This window comes from Kitasatospora sp. NPDC101108 (genome assembly GCF_055584725.1).
The window spans coordinates 765,152-783,726 of record NZ_JBVJLM010000001.1 but is presented as its reverse complement, the minus strand read 5'-3'; the positions used below and the strand labels follow the sequence as shown (position 1 = coordinate 783,726).

Sequence of the window (18,575 nt, the reverse complement as noted above, 5' to 3'; positions counted from 1 at the left end):
TGGGTGCAGGAATGGCAACGGTGTTCCGCGCCGAGGAGCTGCCCGTCGAAGAACGCTTCGACTGCTGGCGGGAGTTGCTGGAGCGGACGCGCGCCTGCGACGCGACCAGCGTCCACGCCGATGACTTCCGCGCGGAGCTGAGGCGTTCCGAGCTGGGCGAGGTGGTCCTCCTCGGGACATCCTTCCCCTCGGTGCGGTTCCGGCGCACCGAGCGCATGGTGCGGCGCTCGGACGAGGGCGTCTACCACCTGTCGTTCCTCCAGACGGGCTCCATGACGCTGACCCGCGGTGCGGGCCGGACGGAGACGCTCAGACCGGGCGATCTGCACCTGGTCGACAGCTCGACCCCGTACGACCTGCAGACCTTCGGCGGCCCCACCGCCGGCCGGGCCGAGTCCCGGGTCTCCGGAGTGGGCATCGACTTCCCCGCCGCCCTGCTGCCGCTGCCCCCGCAGCGGCTGCGCGGTCTGCTCGGCCGCGCGTTCTCGGCGCGGACGGGCTCGGCCGCGCTGCTGTCCGAGTTCCTGCTCGGACTGGACCGGCAGGCCGCCGCCCTGGGGCCGGCCGAGGCGGCCCGGCTGGGCATGGTCGTGGTCGACCTGGTGGCCGCGTGGCTGGCCCGGGAGCTGGACGCCGAGGCCGCGGTGCCGGAGGACGCCCGGCAGCGGGCCCTGGCGGAGGGCGTACGGGCCTTCATCCGGCGCAACCTGCACGATCCGGAGCTGTCGCCGTCCACGATCGCCGCGGCTCACCACATCTCCGTCAGCCACCTCCACCGGGTGTTCACCCAGCAGTCGGCGGGGGAGACGGTCGCCGCCTGGATCCGGAGCCAGCGACTGGAGCGGACCCGCCGCGACCTCGCCGACCCGGCGCAACGCACCACGCCGATCCACGCCGTCGCCGCCCGCTGGGGCTTCCCCCGGGCCGACGACTTCAGCCGCTCCTTCCGGGCCGCGTACGGGCTCTCACCCCGCGAACACCGGCAACGGGAGCTGGCCGCCCGCGCGGGCGGGTAGGCCGGCTACCCGCCCGCGGAAGAGCCTGCCACCGGAAGCGGAGAAGAGATGCAGCCCCTGGTACCGGAACCGGTAGCTACCCGGTTCGGTGAACCGGGTCATCCGTACCCGGGGCGCATCGGCCGTGACGTTGTTCACGCCGGAGCGTCCTTCGTGTCCGGAGGGTGCGGGCGTCAGCGGCGCCCGAAGAGCCGCCCGAGCCAGCTCCCGGACGCCCGCTCCTTCGGCGGGCAGGAGCACCGCTGGGACGCGGGGATCCCGGCCAGGACCTGTTCGACGTGCATTCCGCACCCGGCGTAGGTCGGCTTCCCACAGGTACGGCAGGCGACTCGGCGGCACATGCCGCGCTCCCTTCTCAAGGCCCCCCGCGAATGGCTGACCCGGCAAATATACCCCCGCCCGTATTCGAACCGCGACGATCGAATCCGTCCGGCACTGGCCCTGGAGCGGGCCGAGCTGGTCGAATCGTCCTGTGGACACAACGCACGAGGAGGACCGGGGCACCCCGGTCGGACGCCGGGTCGTGCTCGGGCTGCTCGGGCTGGGCGCCGTGGGCGTCGCGGCGGGCCCGTACCTGCAGCGGGCCGAGTCGTCGTTGGCGGAGCGGGACCCGAGCGGCCTGAGCGGGCTGCTGCCGGGCAACAACGGCTTCCGGTACTACTCGGTGGTGACCTCCGTCCCCGAGCGGGACGCGACGGACTACACCCTCACCGTGGACGGCCTGGTGGAGCGGCCCGCCACCCACCGGCTGGCCGACCTCCAGGCCATGCCGCAGCGGCGGCTGGTCAGGGACGTCCAGTGCGTCACCGGCTGGCGGGTGCCGGACACCCCCTTCGAGGGGGTGCCGCTGGCCCACCTGCTCGACGCCGCCGGGGTGCGGCCGGGAGCCAAGGCCGTGCGCTTCGACTGCTTCGACGGCGCGTACACCGAGAGCCTCACCCTCGAACAGGCCCGGCGGGACGACGTGCTGGTCGCGCTGCGCATGCAGGACAAGCCGATCGGCCACGACCACGGCGGGCCGGTGCGGCTGTACGTCGCGCCGATGTACTTCTACAAGTCCGCGAAGTGGCTGTCGGGCATCACGGTCACCGACGCGGTGCAGCCCGGGTACTGGGAGGGCAACGGTTATGACGTCGACGCCTGGGTCGGCCGGTCGAACGGGCGGGACGATGCGCCGACGAGCTGAGCTGGTCCTGCGCTTCACCCGCGCCGAGCGCTGGGTGCACCGCACCACGGCCGCGCTGATGGGCGTCTGCCTGGCCACGGCCGGCTGCCTCTACCTCGCGCCGCTCGCCGAACTGGTCGGCAACCGCCCGCTGGTGGTCACCGTGCACGTGTGGTGCGGCCTGGCGCTGCCGGTGCCGCTGCTGCTCGGCCTCGTCTCCCGGGCGGTGCGGGCGGACGCCGCCCGGCTCAGCCGGTTCACCCCGGCGGACTGGCAGTGGCTGCGGGCCGTCCGTACCCGGGCCGGGCACCGGCCGGCCGGGAAGTTCAACGCCGGGCAGAAGCTGTACGCGCAGTGGACGCTCGGCTCGATGCTGGTGATCGTCGGCATGGGACTGCTGATGTGGCTCACCCACCTGGCGCCGCCCTCCTGGCGCACCGGCGCGACCTTCGTGCACGACTGGCTGGCCGCAGCCATCGCCGTCGTGGTCGCCGGGCACGTCCGGATGGCCTGGCGGGACCGGGAGTCACGGCTCGGAATGCGGACCGGCCTGGTCGAGCGGCACTGGGCCGAGCGGGAGCACCCGCAGTGGCGGACGGACCGGGACCGGGCGGCGGACGCGCTCCCGGTCGGGGAACCGGCCGGGGACCCGGTCGAGTAGCGGGACTTCAGCGGGTCACGGGCGGGGCAGCAGCGACTCCCAGACGTCCCGCTCGGCGGTGGCCGACCAGACCACGTCGCCGTGGCCGTAGCCCGGGACGACGCGGTAGTCGACCCGGGCACCGCCCCGGCGGACGAGGCGGGCGCCGAGGTCGTGGTCCCCGCGGCCGAACTCGGCGTTCACCCAGACCACGTCGGCCCGGATCGCCGCCCAGTCGATCCGGTGGACCTCCGTCCGCCCGGCCCAGACCGCCGCCAGATCGCGCAGCAGCGCGGTGGGCTGCAGGCCGCTGCCGAGACGGGCGATCGCTTCCTGCCAGACGGGGAGCGGGGTGTGGGTGAGGGCGAAGCGGTCCTCTTCGGGGGTGGCGCCGAAGGCGTAGCTGCCGCCGCTGTGGCCCCGGTGGTGGATCCAGTTGGCCGGACCGGGCAGCTCCCGGGTGTGGATCAGGGCGTAGTGCAGCAGCCCGAGGTTGCTGAACTGCTCCGCCCCGGGCTGCGGTTGAGGCCGCGGCAGGCCGCTCGGGGCGTCGGGGTCGGCGGCCGCGCGGGCGAACAGGTCCTTCAGTCCGGGGTCGACGGTCAGGACGCCCGCCGCCAGCTGCTGCCGGAACAGGTCGGTCAACGCCCCGGCGCGCGCGACCAGTTCGGGTTCCGTCTCCGGGTCGTACGGGCCGGTGGTGTCGAGGACGAGGACCCGCCGTGGTCGCTCTCCTCCGGTCCGGGCGGCGGTGGCCAGGGCGAGCGCGGCCCCAGCGGAGTGGCCGAGCAGCTCGTACGGCAGCCCGGTGACGGCTCCGGCGGCCGAGACGACCCGTTCGAGGTCCGCCCGGTGGCCGTCCAGGCCCCAGTCGGCGCAGTGCGGGCCGGTCCGGTCGGGCGTCAGCGCGTCCTCGCGCGGGGTGGTGCCGATGACCAGGTAGCCGTGGTCGGCGAGGAAGCGGGCGAGGCTGCGGCCCTGCGCAGTGCCGTAGTTGGCGGCGACGTTGAGACCGCCTCCCGGCAGCAGGTGGACCACCCGGTGGGCGGTGTCGGCGTCGCCGAGGACATCGACGGTGAACTGGCCCGCCTGCCCGTCCGGGACGACCAGGCGGTGGTGACCGGGCCCGAGGTCCAGGGCCGCCGTGTCACCGCAGCCCAGCGCCGCCCCCAAGCGTCCGACGAGCTTCCTGCCCACCCGCTGCCCCTCCCGCACCGCGTCCCGCACCGCGTCCCGTACCGCGTCCCGTGCCGCGTCCTGCCCCGCGCTGTTCGCACCGGCGGACAGTCTGACGCATCGCCGCCGTCGGCTCCGGGGCCGGTACCCGCACGCCCGATCTCGAACCCTTCGAGCAGGTGGCGCGCACGGCCCTGGCGCTCGTGCCGCACCCGGCCCGAACCGGGGTCGTCACCACCCGGTGGGAACCGCTCGCCCCCACCCCCGTGAGGGGCGAGCGGAGATCACGGGCGGCGTCTCAACACGCCTCAGAGTCCCAGGAGTTCGGCGAAGGTGCCGCCGAGGACGCGGTCGCGCAGCTCGCCGGGCGGGGTGACGCGTTCGACGAGGGCGCGGGTCAGGACCGGGTCCCCGTACGGGGCGTCCGAGCCGAAGACCGTCCGCTCGGGGACTTCCCGGAGGGCCAGGCGGAGCGCGAACACCACGTTGGTGGTGGACAGTTCCAGGTAGAGGTTCGGGGTCTCCCGGGCCAGCTCGATCGCCGTCAGCCAGTTGAGACCGCCGAGCTGGCTGACCACGACCGGGACGCCCGGGTGGCGGCGGGCGAGCTCGGCCAGCGTCGCCAGGTCGCCGGTGGTGGTCGGCGCGAACCCGTGCACCACGACCGGCAGTCCGCCGTGGTCGGCCGCGGCGCGCAGGACCGGCTCGACCAAGCCCGCACCGTCCGGCGGCGGCGTCAGCTCGCCGATGCCCCGGAAGCCCCGGGCGACCACGTCCCGGTCCACCGCCGCGGCGATCTGCTCGGCCGGGACGTCCAGCCGCACCTTTCCGAAGCCGATGAACCGGTCCGGGTGCGCGGCGCAGGCCGCCGCCAGCTCCCGCAGCGCCGCCTCGTGCGCCTCGGCGCCCGTGGACTGCCCGCCGACCGTCGCGTGCAGCACGCTCATCTCCCGCTTGAACGAGGCCAGATCGACGGCCCGCTCCGGATGCGGCCGGGTGCCGAAGAGCACCGCACGGTCGACCCCCGCCTCGTCGAGCAGCGCGAGGTGGCTGTCGATCGGGTCGTGAACATGGCTGTGGGCGTCGATGATCAACATTTCTCCTGGTCAGATGCCGTTCTCCGGGGCGGCCTCCCGCCGCCTCGCCCCAGTCTGCAACCCTGACACCGTGACAAGGTCAAACCGAACGGGGAGCGAGCGACCATGAGGATCGGGCAACTGTCCCAACGCACCGGTACCAGCGAACGCCTGATCCGGTACTACGAATCCGTGGGCCTGCTCACCTCGACCCGGCTGCCCAACGGCTACCGCGACTACGAGCCCTCCGCCGAGCAGACCGTCCGCCAGATCCGCGCCCTGCTCGCCGCCGGCCTGCCCACCCGACTGATCGGCCAGGTCCTGCCCTGCGGCCGCCCGGACGGCCCGCTGCTCGCCTGCCCCGGCGTGCTCACCAAGCTGCGCAACCAGCTCGCCGAACTCGACCGCCGCGCCGAGGAGTTGGACCAGGCGCGGGACACCCTGCGGCGGGCCATCGCGGCTACCGAGGAAGCCGGGCTACCCGTGCCGTAGCCCGCGGGACGGTGTGCCGATCGGCCATCCTCGACCGCGAGGTAGCGTTGAGTAGAGATGGCATGTACGCTGCGTGTCGCTGGTTGAGAAATCAGCGGGCCTGGCCGCCACTCCGTGGGGGGAGTCACGCCCAGGCCCGGTTACCGGCAGGGGCCCGATCGCACTCGTGGGGGAGTCACGGTCGGGCCCGTCGCCGGTTGCCAGTTGTATGCCCATCGGACCGGCCGCCCAGACATGACGACCGTCCAGCCGAAGGGCGATTCCAGGCGCGTCCGTCCAGAAGGGCAGGCGGGGGCGGGCGGTTCGGGCCTGCGCCCGGAAGGCTCAGGACTGCGTGCGGGCGGTTCAGGACTGCGGGCGGGCCTCGGTGATCTTCTGCTTGAGCGCCCCGAGGAGGTCCTGCAGGAGTGCGACGGTGCCCTCGTCGACCAGGTTGCCCTCGTCGTCGAACCGCTCGTGCGAGCGGAAGACGATGACCTCGGGCTTGACCACGACGTCGGTGTGCGTCCAGACGAACACCTGCCGCAGCGCGAGCTGCGCCCGGACCGAGCCGAAGTTGGTCGGCGCGGCGCCGAGGATCGCCGTCGGCTTGCGCTGCAGCGGCAGGCCCTCGGACCTGGTCCAGTCGGTGCTGACCCAGTCGATCGCGTTCTTCAGGACGCCGGGCACGGAGTAGTTGAACTCCGGCGTGGCGATGAGCAGACCGTCCGCCGCGGTGATGCGGTCGCGCAGCTCCTGCACCACGGCGGGCCGGGCCTCGGGGGTGTCCAGGTCGAAGTCGTAGGGCGGGATCTCCCGCAGGCGGTCGTACACCTCGATCTCCAGGCCGCCCGGGTTGAGCTTGCGCGCGGCGTGCAGCAGTGCGGTGTTGTGCGACTCCGCGCGCAGGCTGCCGGAGATGGCGAGGATCTTCAGGTCGGTCATGGCTGGTCCCTCCTCAGGAGCGACGGGCCGCCCACCGGCCCGCCGGAATCGACCGTAGGGGCGCGGCGCAGGGGCGGCGGGAGGCCGTACGCGTCACCGGGGGGACCATCGGCGCCAGCGGGGACCGTTCGCGCCAGGAGGGGGACGGAACACGACCGGTGGGTGCCCCGGCCTTGATTTCCGGCGTTCGATTAGACTCGCGCCCCGTGCACAGAGACACGGTTCCCGCCTACCTGGTGCGGCTCGTCCGCAGCAGCGCGCTCCGACTGGGGATAACCCCGCAGGAGATCGCGCTGGCCACGGGGCTGGAACCGGCCGCACTCGACGACGACCTGACGAGGGTGCCCACCGGCGCGCTCAACCGGATCTGGGAGCTGATCTTCGTTCAGGGCGGGGAGGGGGCCGGCCTCCTGGTCGCCGGGAACGTCCCGCTGGGCAGCCTGCACGCCTGGGACTACCTGGTCACCACCGCCCCGACCTTGGCCGACGGCCTGCGGGAGGGGGCGCGGTGGATCAGCGCGCTGACCGACCCGGCCGTCTCACTGGACGTGATGGAGGAGGGACGGCAACTCACCCTGAACTACAACGGGCTGCCGTTCCAGGACGACGTCGACCGCGAGATCAGCGTGTTCGCCCTGGCCACGTTCCTGCAGCGGATGCGGGACACCGGCGCCGCCTCGGCCGGTCCGGTCAGGGTGGCGTTCGCCCACCCGGCGCCGCCACGGCACCGCCACCTGATCGACGCCTTCGGCACCGCCCGCATCGACTTCGACCAGCCCACCAACTCGATCGTCCTGCTCGACGCCGGACGGCAGACGCCGTCCGCGGACCCGGAGCTGGCCCGCATCGTCCGGCGCTACGTGGAGATGGGCCTGGCCACCGCCCGGCCGGCCCCGGACTGGCGCGACACCTTCCGCACCGTCCTGGCCGAGGCGCTGGCCGAGGACCTGCTCTCGCTGGAGCGCGTCGCCGGCCGGCTCGCGGTGAGTCCGCGGACCCTGCAGCGCCGGCTCAGCGACCACGGCACGACCTGGCGCGAGGAGATCGACGCGGTCCGCCACGAACAGGCCGCCCACCTGCTCCGGGACACCCGGCTCCCGGTCCAGTCGATCGCCCTGCGCCTCGGTTACGCCGATCCGCGGGCCCTGCGCCGGGCCTTCCAGCGCTGGACCGGCCACACCCCGGACACCTACCGGAAGTCGGCGGTCCTGGCGGCAGTCGCCGAGCACGGCTGACCCGTCGGCAGCCGTCGCCCTCCGGGCGCCCGCCGTGGCGCGAGCGGTCCCCCTGTTGGCGCCTCAGGTCATCTGTACCGTCTCCGGGCGGCTCGTAGCGTGGCAAGGGCGGTGCGGCGACCGGTCGCCCGCTTCGGAGCCGCGGTTCGGCCCAGCCGCTCGGGCGCCGCTCAAGACCCTCGGAGGAACCGGCCATGACCACGTTCGTTCTCGTCCCCGGTACGTTCCGGGGCGGCTGGTGGTACGAGCCGCTCGCCGCCGAACTGCGCCTGTACGGCCATCAGGTGCACCCGCTGACCCTGACCGGGCTCGGTGCGAGACGCCACCTGTCGACCGCCCCCGTGAACCTGGACACCCACATCCAGGACGTGCTCTCGCTCCTGGAGGCGGAACGGATCCAGGACGCCGTGCTGGTCGGACACGGCTACGGCGGGATGCCCGTCACCGGGGCGGCCGACCGGGCACCGGAACGGGTCGACACCCTGGTCTACCTGGACGCCCTGGTGCCCGCCGACGGGGACTCGGCCTGGAGCCTCAGCCCCGAGAGCCGACAGCGGCGGACCCTCGCCGGAGTCGGAGCGGACGGCCACACGCTGATCCCGCCGTCCACGCTCCGGGACGACCCCAGGGTCGCCCCCCACCCGCTGGCCTCCCACCTCCAACGCATCAGCCTCACCGGCGCCCTGGACCGGGTACGGCGGCGGGACTACATCCACCTCTCCGAGGCACCGGAATCGCCGTTCCCCGCACTCCGCGAGCGGCTCTCCCGTGACCGGAGATGGACGGTGCACGACCTGCCCGCTGGACACGACGTCATGGCCGAGGCCCCGGACGAGCTGCTGGAGATCCTTCTCACCATCGGCGAGCCGCCCCGCCCCGCGGGCCGCCGCTGCGAACGGTGGACCCGCACCCGCGCCTCGGCCCGGTAGAGCGGCAGGCCCGCTCGCCGGGCCGCGGGGCGGGCGATGGGCGGGCGATGGGTGGGCGGCGGGCCGCTCAGAAGCGCAGGTCCATCCGCTGCTCGACGGTGTCGAGGCCGAACTTGTGGGCCGGGCGGGAGACGGTGAGCTCGAAACCGGCCTTCGCGTAGAGGTGGTGGGCGGCGTCCAGACCGGTGACCGTCCACAGCAGTACGCCTTCGTACGAGCGGGCGCGGGCCTCGTCCAGCGCGATCTCCAGCAGTCGCCGGCCCAGCCCCCGGCCCCGGGCGACCGGGTCGAGGACCACCCACCGCAACTGGCCCCAGCCCGGGCGCTCCTCGGCTCGGACCAGGCCCGCGGCACCGACCACCCGGCCGTCGAGCTCGGCGACCCAGAGTCGGCCGGGCGCCGCGCTGCCCTCGGCGGTGCGGGCCAGGACCAACTCGGCCATGCCCGCGGCGACGTAGGCCTCCATCGTCGCGTCCATGCCGTACTCGCGGGTGTAGAGGATGCCGTGCAGGGCGGCGACGGCACCGAGGTCTCCGGGCCGGTCGGCCTCGCGGATGGTCACGACTCCGGGCGCGCTGGTGGCCATGGCGGCATCCCCTTCCAGTGAAACACTCGTTTCAGTGGAACGATAGACCACGTGTCCTTCCCAGCCAACGCACCTTCCCGTCCGTCACCGCGCCGCCCCTCGATGCGTCGCGAGGACCTCCTCGCCGCGACCCTGCGCTACGTCGCCGAACACAACGTGTCCGACCTGTCACTCCGCCCGCTGGCGGCGGAGATCGGCTCCAGCCCCCGCGTGCTGCTCTACCTGTTCGGCTCGAAGGAGGGACTGGTCCGCGAGGTCCTGGCGGTCGGCCGGACGGAACAGCTCGCGCTGCTGGAACGCTCGGCGGCCGAGGGCGGCAGCGCCCGCGAGACCCTCGAACTGCTCTGGGAATGGCTGACGGACCCCGGGCACCGGGGCGCGCTGCGCCTGTTCTTCGAGGGGTACGTCCGGGCCTTCGACCGCAGCGAACCCTGGCTCGACTTCGGCACCGCCTCACTGGAGGAGTGGCTGCCGCCGCTGGACCGGGTGCTGGAGGGGACCGGAGCCAACGCCACGGTGGTCCTCGCCGTCCTGCGCGGCCTGCTCCTGGACCTCCTGGCGGGCGAGGGCGACAGCCATGCCGAGCGCGTCCGCACGGCCTGGCGCGCGTTCCTCGACGCCACCCTCGGCTGAGATCGGCGGCGCGTCCGTCCTCCGGTGTGTCAACGGTCGGTCCGGTCATGGCAGGTGTCCTCTTCTCGCGGCGCACGGCGCACGGCGCACGGCGGCTGGCGGATGGCGGTCGAGCGGCGGGCGCACCCCGTGCGGATGCGCTGCCGACTACAGCTTCGTCGCGCGGCCGCGAGATGACCATGTGCCGATCGGCAGGTCTTCGGGGCCCCGCAGACCCCGGAGACCTGCCGATCGGCACATGATCCGCAGCGCCCCGCACCGCAGCGCCCGCACCGCGGCGGCCCAGGACCGAAGCCCCCGGCCGCGTCCGGACTCGAACCCGGCCCCGGACCCGGGCTCAGGCCATCCGCGCCGTCGTGGACCGCGAGCTCGCGCTCGACCTGCTCGCCGGCCCGCTCTACTGGCGCCTCGCGGTCGTCCACACCCCGACCGCCCCCGACCACCTCGACCGCCTCACCGACAAGCTGCTCGCGGCCTTCCGCGCCTGACATCCGCCGCCCACCGGGGCGGGAAAGGACCCGGCGGCCCCGCCCGGAATCGTTGTACTCTGTCATCCGCCCGATGACAGCAGGATCAGTCAGCGAAAGAGTGACGGAATGGATCCGCAGCACACCGGCACCCCCGGGGCGGGGCCGGTCCCGTTCCTGGCCGCCGCCGCCGCGCTGGGCGTGATGGACGCCGCCACCCGCACCGCCCGCCACGCACCGCCGGACGCCACCGGCCCGGACGACCCGGGGCAGGCCCTGGCCGCGCTCCTGATGCTGCGCCGGCTCCGCGAGGAACTCGCCGGCTGGGAGACCGGCCTGATCGAGAGCGCCCGCGACGCCGGCGCCACCTGGGGCGACCTCGCCGAACCACTGGGCGTCCAGAGCCGCCAGGCCGCCGAACGCCGCTACCTGCGGCTGCGCCCCGACCGCGACGCCGGCACCGAGGCCGGCAGCACCGGCGAGCAGCGCGTCCGTGCCGCCCGCGACCGGCGCGCCGGAGAGCGGGCGGTCACCACCTGGGCCCGCGCCAACGCCGCCGACCTGCGCCGGCTCGCCGGGCAGATCGGCGCCCTGGACGGCCTCGGCCCCTCGGCGGCCCCCGCCCTGGAACGCCTGGTGGAGGCGCTCGGCCACAACGACCCCACCCTGCTGCTCGGCCCGCTCGCCGAGACCCGGCCGCTCGTGGCCGCGGACCATCCGGCGATCGCCGATCGCCTCGACCAGATCGCCGCCCGGGCCGAACAGTTGCGCGTCGACAGCAGCCGTCGGCGCCGGGCGACCAGTACCGACCCGACCCCTTTCCACTGAAGGAGACACGGCCCGTGGCCACCCCGACCGAGACGCTGGAGTTCCAGGCGGAGACCCGCCAGCTGCTGCAGCTGGTGATCCACTCGATCTACTCGAACAAGGACATCTTCCTGCGCGAGCTGATCTCCAACGCCTCCGACGCCCTCGACAAGCTCCGCCTGGAATCCCTCACCGACAGCGACCTCGCCGTCGACACCTCCGATCTGCACATCACGCTGGAGGTCGACCGGGAGGCCCGCACCCTGACGGTCCGGGACAACGGCATCGGCATGACGCGCGACGACGTGGTCGACCTGATCGGCACCATCGCCAAGTCCGGCACCGCCGGCCTGCTGGCCAAGATCAAGGAGGCCAAGGACGCGGAGGCGGCGCAGAGCCTGATCGGCCAGTTCGGCGTCGGCTTCTACTCGGCGTTCATGGTCGCCGACAAGGTCACCCTGCGCACCCGCCGCGCCGGGACGGACCAGGGCACCGTGTGGGAGTCCGACGGCGAGGGCACCTACACCATCGCGCCGGCCGACGGCCTGCCGGTGGGCACCTCGGTCACGCTGCACCTCAAGCCGGCGGACGGCGAGGACGGGCTCGGCGACTACCTGGCCGGCTGGAAGATCCGCCAGATCGTCAAGCAGTACTCGGACTTCATCCGCTGGCCCATCCGCATGGCCGCCGAGCCCGTCGGCACGGAGGCCGGAACCGGTACCGGGGACGCCGCCGAGGACGGGTCGAAGGACGGGAGCGGGAACGGGGCCACGAGCGTCCCGGAGACGCTGAACTCGATGAAGGCCCTGTGGGCCCGCCCGCGCAGCGAGGTCACCCAGGCCGAGTACAACGAGTTCTACCAGCAGATCAGCCACGACTGGCAGGACCCGGCCGAGACCATCCACATGCGGGCCGAGGGCACCTTCGAGTACGAGGCGCTGCTGTTCATCCCCTCCCACGCCCCGTTCGACCTGTTCTCCCGCGACACCAAGCGGGGCGTGCAGCTGTACGTCAAGCGCGTGTTCATCATGGACGACTGCGACGCGCTCATGCCGAACTACCTGCGCTTCGTCAAGGGCGTCGTCGACGCCCACGACCTCTCGCTCAACGTCTCCCGCGAGATCCTGCAGCACGACCGCCAGATCACCGCCGTGCGCCGACGCCTCGTCAAGAAGGTCCTCGCCGCCCTCAAGGACCTGCGGACCAAGGACGCTGAGGCCTACGGCAAGCTGTGGGACCAGTTCGGCCGGGTCCTCAAGGAAGGCCTGATCGAGGACCGCGACAACGCCGACACCCTGCTGGAGCTGGTCTCGGCCGCCTCCACTCACGACGCGCAGCAGCCGACCACCCTGCGCGAGTACGTCGAGCGGATGAAGGACGGCCAGGACACCATCTACTACCTGACCGGCGAGAACCGCCAGATGGTGGAGAACTCCCCGCACATGGAGGCCTTCACCGCCAAGGGCTACGAGGTGCTGATCCTCACCGACCCCGTCGACGAGGTCTGGACCGACCAGATCCCGGCGTTCGACGGCCACCGCTTCCAGTCCATCGCCAAGGGCCAGGTCGACCTCGACGGCCACGCCGACGGCGACGACAGCGAGGAGGCGAAGGCGGAGAAGGCCCAACGCGAGGAGGACTTCGCCGCCCTCCTCGGCTGGCTCCGGACCACCCTCGCCGAGCACGTCAAGGAGGTCCGCCTCTCCACCCGGCTCACCACCTCCGCCGCGTGCCTCGTCGGTGACGCCCACGACCTGACCCCGACCCTGGAGAAGATGTACCGGGCCATGGGCCAGGAACTCCCCCCGGTCAAGCGCATCCTGGAACTCAACCCCACCCACCCCCTGGTCACCGCCCTGCACCAGGCCCACAAGGCAGGGCCGGAGGCCCCGGCGCTCACCGACATCGCCGAACTCGTCCATGGCAGCGCCCTGTTGGCCGAAGGCGGTGACCTGCCCGACCCGGCCCACTTCACCCGCCTGCTGACCGACCGCCTCACCCACACCCTGTAACCCCTGTCGGGTGCGGCCCGCCGGCGATGCCCGGCGGGCCGCGCCGGAACCTGTCGACCACCGCGAGGGCGGGACCGACCGGGCGGGGGCGTGCCCGTCCGCCGCCCTCGCGACGTGACATGCTCCTCGCATGACTGACCGCAACCGACAGGTGGAGCCGGGGTTGAGCGCTGAGGGCGGATCGACGACAGCGGGCGTTCCGCAGGAGTCCGTGATCCAGGACGTACTGGATGCCTCCTTGGAGTCGATGGCCCTGCTCGAACCGGTTCTCGGGGCGCACGACGAGGTGGTCGACTTCCGCTTCGCCGCGGCTTCGCCCTACGCCGTCGACATCGCCGGGCGCCGCGGCCGGGAGCTGCTCGGGCGCAGCATCCTGGAGACGTATCCCGGCGTGGCCGGAACGGACCTCTGGCACGGCTACCTCGGCGCGTACGTGTCCGGCGTCCACTACGAGGGCGAGCTGGACTACGAGGAAGTCGCCGCCGGCATCCCGCGGTTGTCCCGCTACAAGGTGCGGGCGGTGCCCTCCCGAGGAGGACTGGTCGTCTCCTGGGCCCGCCTCGACACCCACGAACGCAAGCAGCGCAGGCAGGCGCTGATCCAGCGCCTGGGCAGGACCGGTTGGATGGACCACGACCTGGTCCGCGACGAGATCGTCTGGTCGCGGGAGGTCTACGAGATTTTCGGCCGGGCCCGGTCACTGGGGCCGGTGGCACTGCGGGACCTGTTCGTCCAGGCCGCGGCGAACGACCGCCGGACGCTGGAGGAGGAGCTCTTCCAGCTGATGGGGCGGGGTGTGCGGATGGACCGCACCGTCCGCCTGTTCCTCCCCGGGGGAGAGGTCCGGCACGTGCGGGTCGTCGCCGAGGCCCAGACCGACGCGCACGGCGACCCGGTCGAGCTCCACGTGCTCTTCCAGGACCTCACCGCCACCAAGCAGCACGAACAGCAGCTGCTGGAACACCGGCAGACCGTGCTCGCGCACCAGGGCCTGCTGGCGGCCGAGCGGGACCTCGCCGCCCGGCTCCAGAACACGCTCCTCCCGGTGTCGCAGAAGGTGCTCCACCTGGCCGGACTCGTCATCGACGTCGCCTACCAACCCGTTCAGGAGGGGCTGAACCTCGGCGGCGACTGGTACAGCGCCCTCGAACTGCCGGACGGCAGCGCCCTGCTGGTGGTCGGCGACGTCGCGGGCCACGGGCTCGACGCGGTGGCCACGATGGCCCTGCTGCGCTTCACGGCGAAGGGCATGGCCATCACCGGGACGCCGCTGCCGGAGATCCTCCACCGCCTCAACACGCTGCTGCTGCACACGCCCGACCGGCCGTACAGCACCGCCACCATGATCATGGCCTGCTACCGGCCCGAGACCTCCCGGCTCACCTGGGTGCAGGCCGGCCACCTTCCGCCGCTGCTCGTCCGCCGGGGCGAGGCACGCTATCTGCCCACCCCGGCGGGCATCCTGCTCGGAGCGACCGACACCCCGCACTACGAGGAGTCGACCGTCGACCTGCTGCCCGGCGACGAACTCCTGCTCTACACCGACGGCTTGATCGAGAACCCGGGCGAGCCCCTCGACACGGCCCTGGCGCGGCTGGCCTCCGCCGTACCGGAACACGGCGGAGACCTGCCGTTCCTGGACGGGCTCGTCCAGGCGCTGGTCGGACCGGCCGACCGCCGCGACGACATCTGCGCCCTGCACGTTCGCCGTTGACCCGCCGGAGCCGGTGGGCACCGCCCGAAACCGTCGGATCTCGTCGCCGACGACATTCAAGCCCGGATTCAGGGCACCCGAGGAGCAGACCGACCGACGAGGAGTGAGACGACATGGGTATCGGTGGCTGCATCCTCCTGTTCGCCCTCGGCGCCATCATGGTCTTCGCGACCGACTGGCACGTGAAGGGAATCAACCTGCACACGGTGGGCTGGATCCTGATGGCCGCGGGCCTGCTGGGGCTGATCACCTACGTGAACGTGTTCCGCCGCCGACGCCTGGTCCGCAGGGTCGAGGCCGAAGAACCGGTCGAGGAGGACCGCTACTACGACTAGCGTTCCCGCAGGTCGGGTACGACCTCGCGGAGCCGCTCGGTGCTGATCGCGCCCGCGCGCACCAGGACCGGGGCCGGGCCGGTGAGGTCCACGATCGAGGACGGTACGGCGGCCGGGGTGGGCCCGGCGTCGAGGTAGACCGCCGCCGCGTCGCCGAGCATCTCCCGGGCGGCGCGGCAGTCCTGCGGGGACGGCCTGCCGGTGAGGTTGGCGCTGGACACGGCCAGCGGGCCGGTCAGGCGCAGGAGTTCGAGGGCCACGGGGTGGTCGGGCATGCGCACGGCCACCGTTCCCCCGGTGTCCCCGAGGTCCCACGTCACGGAGGGCTTGTGCCGGGCGACCAGGGTCAGACCGCCGGGCCAGAACGCCGCCATCAACTCGTCCGCGTACCGGGGCAGACCGTCGACCAGGTCGTCGAGGTCGCCGGGGGAGCCGACCAGGACCGGCGAGGGCATGTTCCGGCCGCGTCCCTTGGCCCCGAGGAGCCGGGCGACCGCCTCGGGGTCGAAGGCGTCCGCGCCGACGCCGTACACGGTGTCGGTGGGCAGGACGACGAGTTCACCGCGCCGCAGCGCGGCGGCGGCCTCGCGCAGTCCGGTGGCACGTTCCACCGGGTCGGAACAGTCGTGAAGAGGGGACATCGTTCTCCATCCGAGCGGGCTCGACCCGCGGCCTTCGTCGATCGGGCGGGTGGCCGCCCGACGGTCCTGCCAGGCTATCCGGCACTGCCCGTGAGCTGGGAACCGAGGCCCCTGCGAGGGCCCCGGAGCGCGCCCCCGCACGCGCGCCGCAACCCCGTCGGGCTCAGCTGCCCGGTCGGCGGACCGACACGCCGACCAGGCAGGTGTCGTCGTCGGTGTCGGCGCTGCTGTACTGCAGCAGGTGGTCCAGGAGCCCTTCGAGGCCGTTGGCGCTGACGGCCGCGTCGCGGTGGGCCCGTTCGGCGAGCGCCGTCAGATTGGTCAGGGAGGCCTGGAGGGACTCGTCGCGGCGCTCGATCAGACCGTCGGTGTACATCACCAGCGTGTCGCCTGCCTCCAGCACGAACTCGTCCTCCTCGTAGTCCGCCTGGTCCAGTGCGCCGAGCAGGATGCCGCCCACCTGCGGGAGGGTCCTCGCCCGGCCGTCGCGCAGCAGCACGGGCGGCGGGTGGCCGGCCCGGGCCCAGCGGAGCCGGCGGGTCGCCGGTTCGTACAGTCCGCAGACCGCGGTGGCCGTGACGTTGTCGGTCAGGTGGTGGGTGACGCTGTTGAGCCAGCTGAGCAGCTGGCCCGGTCCGGCACCGGTGGCGGCCAGACCGCGCAGCGCGTTGCGCAGCGCGACCATGCCGGTCGCTGCCTCGATGCCGTGTCCGGCGACGTCGCCGACGCACAGCAGGACGTCGCCGGTCGGCAGCGCGAGCGCGTCGTACCAGTCGCCGCCGACCAGGTGGTCCTTCTCGGCCGGGCGGTAGCGCACGGCCACGTGCAGGTCGTCCAGGTCCAGCGGGCCCCGGGCGGGCGGCATGATGGCGTGCTGGAGCTGGAGGGCGAGGCGGCTGCGCTCGGCGGCCTGCTGCTCGCTCTGGGCCAACTGGTCGCGGGTGGCGGCCAGCGCGACCTCCGTCCAGTGCTGGGCGGAGATGTCCTGGTAGGCGCCGCGCACCAGGCGCAGGCCGCTGTCCGGATCGCGCACCGGCTCCGCCACGACGCGGATGTGCCGGGTGACGCCGTCGGGGCGCTGCAGCCGGAAGGCGGTGGAGGCCGGCCGCTGGTGGTGCAGCAGGGTGCGCAGGAACCGGCCGATGGTGTGCAGGTCGTCCGGGTGGGCGTGCTCGGCCAGCTGGTCGATGGAGATCGGCTGCGCGGTGGGCGGCAGCCCGTGCAGCTCGAACAGGCTGTCGTTCCAGATGATCTGGCGGGTGCGCAGGTTCTCCTCGAACCCGCCGATCCGGCCGAGGCGCTGCGCGTGCTGGAGCAGCCGGGCGACCCGCGGCGTGCCGGCGTCCAGCCGCCAGACGACCACCAGGTGCGGTCCGTGCCGGCTGATGCTCACCTGCGCCCGGGTGGTCAGCGGCACCCCGTCGACCAGGGCGGCGAGCCGCATGTCCGGGGTCCGGAACGGCTCCCCGGTGGCGAAGACGTGCTCGACCTTCTCGGCGAGGCCCCCCGGTTCGGCCGCGAGCGGGTACGCCTCCAGCAGCCGGGTGCCCACGATCGCGCCCGTGGGCCGGCCGGCGAAGTCGACGAAGGACGGGTTCACGTGCCGCACCAGGAACCGCGGCGGCACCTCGCCGTCCTCCGGCGCCACCCGGAGCACCAGGCAGGGGTCGAAGAGCCCGTCGGCGAGCTGCCGCAGCTCGTCGAACCGGGTGTCGGCCGGGTCGGCCGCGGGGAGCTCCCGGGGCTCCCAGGTCTCCAGGGTGGCGGCGGCCACCTCCGCCAGGGCCTCGAACTGCCGTTGCAGCGGTTGGGACTGCTCCGGCAGCGCCTCGCGCCAGCAGATCTCCAGCACGCCTATCAGCCGGCCGCCGACACCGGCCGGTACCGCCAACCGCCCGCCGCGGACCTCGTGCTGGCCGATGGAGGGGAGCGAGGCGTCGGCGAGCACGTGGTAGGCGACCGCCGTGCGTTCGTCCAGCGCCCGGCGGGCCGGCGTCGGGACCCCGGGCGGGACGTGGCGCCAGCGGCGGGCCTCCTCCGACTGGAAGCCGGCGCTGCCCGCGAGGGACAGCGAGAGGTCGGGGTGGGCGGCCCAGATGGCCACCGCGGCCACGCCGAGCGGGCGCAGGGCGTGCTCCAGCATGGAGCGGGCCGCCGTCGCGGCGTCGCCGCCCGCGATCGTGTCCGCCTCGGTGCTGCGCAGCCGCAGGGCGACCGGATCCGCGCTCCTGGCCGCCGCACCGGCGCCGACCCCGGCCCGCCCACTCCCGGCCGCCTCGTCGGAGCGGGCCGCGGCCCCGGCGACGAACTCCCGGGCGAGCGCCGAGATCTGGTCCGCCGCGGCCTGGTTGAGCAGGTCGGCGGCCAGCGCCAGCGTCGTCACCCCCGCCTGCGCGGCGAGCCCCTCCAACTGCCGGGCGGCCTCGGTGGGACCGCACCGCAGGCGCTCCACCAGCACGCCGACGGCCATCTCCAGCACGCCGCGCCCCGCCGAGTCCGCCTGCGCCTGGTCCAGCTCCCGGCGCAGGCGCTCCACCGTACTGGCGAGCCGGCCCATCGCCGTGGCCGTGCCGTCCGGCTCCGGCTCCTGGACGGCGGGCGCCTGCGGACCGGCCGCGCCGCGCTGCGCCCCGACCCTGGGGGCGCCGACGGCCGGTCCGGCCGCGGACGGACGACCCTTGTCGAGTTGCTCGTCGGGGTGCTGCACGGTGTTGGCTCCTGAGGTTC

The 18,575-nt window shown here is 73.5% G+C and carries 18 protein-coding genes; 12 read left to right on the top strand and 6 right to left on the bottom strand.

Going from position 1 to position 18,575, the window contains the following annotated elements; all coding sequences use genetic code 11:
- Window positions 1–11 precede the first annotated feature (11 nt).
- From ACZ6Z8_RS03515 to ACZ6Z8_RS03505, 3 genes are all read left to right on the top strand, one after another.
- A complete protein-coding gene (locus ACZ6Z8_RS03515; RefSeq protein WP_465605902.1) occupies window positions 12–1,016 on the top strand; it encodes a helix-turn-helix domain-containing protein in 1,005 nt (334 codons plus the stop codon).
- A gap of 472 nt (window positions 1,017–1,488) precedes the next feature.
- Window positions 1,489–2,202 (top strand): molybdopterin-dependent oxidoreductase, encoded by a 714-nt coding sequence (locus ACZ6Z8_RS03510; protein WP_465605900.1) that lies wholly within the window; start codon window positions 1,489–1,491, stop codon window positions 2,200–2,202.
- Window positions 2,186–2,842 carry a cytochrome b/b6 domain-containing protein gene (locus ACZ6Z8_RS03505; protein ID WP_465605899.1) on the top strand — a complete coding sequence of 219 codons (657 nt, stop codon included), beginning with the start codon at window positions 2,186–2,188 and terminating at the stop codon, window positions 2,840–2,842. Before ACZ6Z8_RS03510 ends, ACZ6Z8_RS03505 begins: the two co-directional genes overlap by 17 nt.
- 15 nt (window positions 2,843–2,857) lie before the next feature.
- Here the strand turns inward: ACZ6Z8_RS03505 and ACZ6Z8_RS03500 are convergent, their stop codons facing one another.
- Together ACZ6Z8_RS03500 and ACZ6Z8_RS03495 are read right to left on the bottom strand one after the other, a co-directional pair.
- Window positions 2,858–4,018, bottom strand: a complete 1,161-nt coding sequence (locus tag ACZ6Z8_RS03500; protein WP_465605897.1) for a thioesterase domain-containing protein — start codon at window positions 4,016–4,018, stop codon at window positions 2,858–2,860.
- Window positions 4,019–4,305: 287 nt separating this feature from the next.
- Window positions 4,306–5,094 (bottom strand): amidohydrolase family protein, encoded by a 789-nt coding sequence (locus ACZ6Z8_RS03495; protein WP_465605895.1) that lies wholly within the window; start codon window positions 5,092–5,094, stop codon window positions 4,306–4,308.
- Between the two features lie 105 nt (window positions 5,095–5,199).
- Between ACZ6Z8_RS03495 and ACZ6Z8_RS03490 the strand changes: the two genes are divergently transcribed.
- A complete protein-coding gene (locus ACZ6Z8_RS03490; RefSeq protein WP_465605893.1) occupies window positions 5,200–5,565 on the top strand; it encodes a MerR family transcriptional regulator in 366 nt (121 codons plus the stop codon).
- A 345-nt stretch (window positions 5,566–5,910) separates the two neighbouring features.
- Here ACZ6Z8_RS03490 and ACZ6Z8_RS03485 read toward each other — a convergent pair whose 3' ends face one another.
- A complete protein-coding gene (locus ACZ6Z8_RS03485; protein ID WP_465605892.1) occupies window positions 5,911–6,489 on the bottom strand; it encodes an NADPH-dependent FMN reductase in 579 nt (192 codons plus the stop codon).
- A gap of 206 nt (window positions 6,490–6,695) precedes the next feature.
- Between ACZ6Z8_RS03485 and ACZ6Z8_RS03480 the strand changes: the two genes are divergently transcribed.
- Entirely contained in the window at window positions 6,696–7,724 is a 1,029-nt protein-coding gene (locus ACZ6Z8_RS03480; RefSeq protein ID WP_465605890.1) for an AraC family transcriptional regulator ligand-binding domain-containing protein, read from the top strand.
- Between the two features lie 194 nt (window positions 7,725–7,918).
- The gene (locus ACZ6Z8_RS03475; protein WP_465605888.1) at window positions 7,919–8,653 is read left to right on the top strand and encodes an alpha/beta fold hydrolase; all 735 of its coding nucleotides are present in this window, start codon (window positions 7,919–7,921) and stop codon (window positions 8,651–8,653) included.
- Between the two features lie 67 nt (window positions 8,654–8,720).
- Here the strand turns inward: ACZ6Z8_RS03475 and ACZ6Z8_RS03470 are convergent, their stop codons facing one another.
- Window positions 8,721–9,239 (bottom strand): GNAT family N-acetyltransferase, encoded by a 519-nt coding sequence (locus ACZ6Z8_RS03470; protein WP_465605887.1) that lies wholly within the window; start codon window positions 9,237–9,239, stop codon window positions 8,721–8,723.
- 51 nt (window positions 9,240–9,290) lie between these two features.
- On the opposite strand from ACZ6Z8_RS03470, the gene ACZ6Z8_RS03465 reads away from it, so the two are divergent.
- The 6 genes from ACZ6Z8_RS03465 to ACZ6Z8_RS03440 all read left to right on the top strand — a co-directional run bounded on the left by ACZ6Z8_RS03465 (window position 9,291) and on the right by ACZ6Z8_RS03440 (window position 15,207).
- Window positions 9,291–9,872 (top strand): TetR/AcrR family transcriptional regulator, encoded by a 582-nt coding sequence (locus ACZ6Z8_RS03465; protein ID WP_465605885.1) that lies wholly within the window; start codon window positions 9,291–9,293, stop codon window positions 9,870–9,872.
- A gap of 356 nt (window positions 9,873–10,228) precedes the next feature.
- The gene (locus tag ACZ6Z8_RS03460) at window positions 10,229–10,360 is read left to right on the top strand and encodes a hypothetical protein (protein WP_465605883.1); all 132 of its coding nucleotides are present in this window, start codon (window positions 10,229–10,231) and stop codon (window positions 10,358–10,360) included.
- A 108-nt stretch (window positions 10,361–10,468) separates the two neighbouring features.
- Complete coding sequence (locus ACZ6Z8_RS03455; protein WP_465605881.1) at window positions 10,469–11,167, top strand: type III effector protein; 699 nt, start codon at window positions 10,469–10,471, stop codon at window positions 11,165–11,167.
- Window positions 11,168–11,181: 14 nt separating this feature from the next.
- Window positions 11,182–13,158: a molecular chaperone HtpG gene (htpG, locus tag ACZ6Z8_RS03450; RefSeq protein ID WP_465605879.1), complete on the top strand. Its 1,977-nt coding sequence runs from the start codon at window positions 11,182–11,184 to the stop codon at window positions 13,156–13,158.
- A gap of 130 nt (window positions 13,159–13,288) precedes the next feature.
- On the top strand, window positions 13,289–14,872 hold the full coding sequence (locus tag ACZ6Z8_RS03445; RefSeq protein WP_465605878.1) for a PP2C family protein-serine/threonine phosphatase: 1,584 nt from the start codon (window positions 13,289–13,291) through the stop codon (window positions 14,870–14,872).
- A 113-nt stretch (window positions 14,873–14,985) separates the two neighbouring features.
- Window positions 14,986–15,207, top strand: a complete 222-nt coding sequence (locus ACZ6Z8_RS03440) for a DUF6458 family protein (RefSeq protein ID WP_465605876.1) — start codon at window positions 14,986–14,988, stop codon at window positions 15,205–15,207.
- Here the strand turns inward: ACZ6Z8_RS03440 and ACZ6Z8_RS03435 are convergent.
- Window positions 15,204–15,848, bottom strand: coding sequence for an L-threonylcarbamoyladenylate synthase (locus ACZ6Z8_RS03435; RefSeq protein WP_465605874.1), 645 nt, complete (start codon window positions 15,846–15,848; stop codon window positions 15,204–15,206). The two genes, ACZ6Z8_RS03440 and ACZ6Z8_RS03435, sit on opposite strands and share 4 nt — an antisense overlap.
- A 163-nt stretch (window positions 15,849–16,011) precedes the next feature.
- Window positions 16,012–18,555: a SpoIIE family protein phosphatase gene (locus ACZ6Z8_RS03430; RefSeq protein ID WP_465605872.1), complete on the bottom strand. Its 2,544-nt coding sequence runs from the start codon at window positions 18,553–18,555 to the stop codon at window positions 16,012–16,014.
- Window positions 18,556–18,575 lie beyond the last annotated feature (20 nt).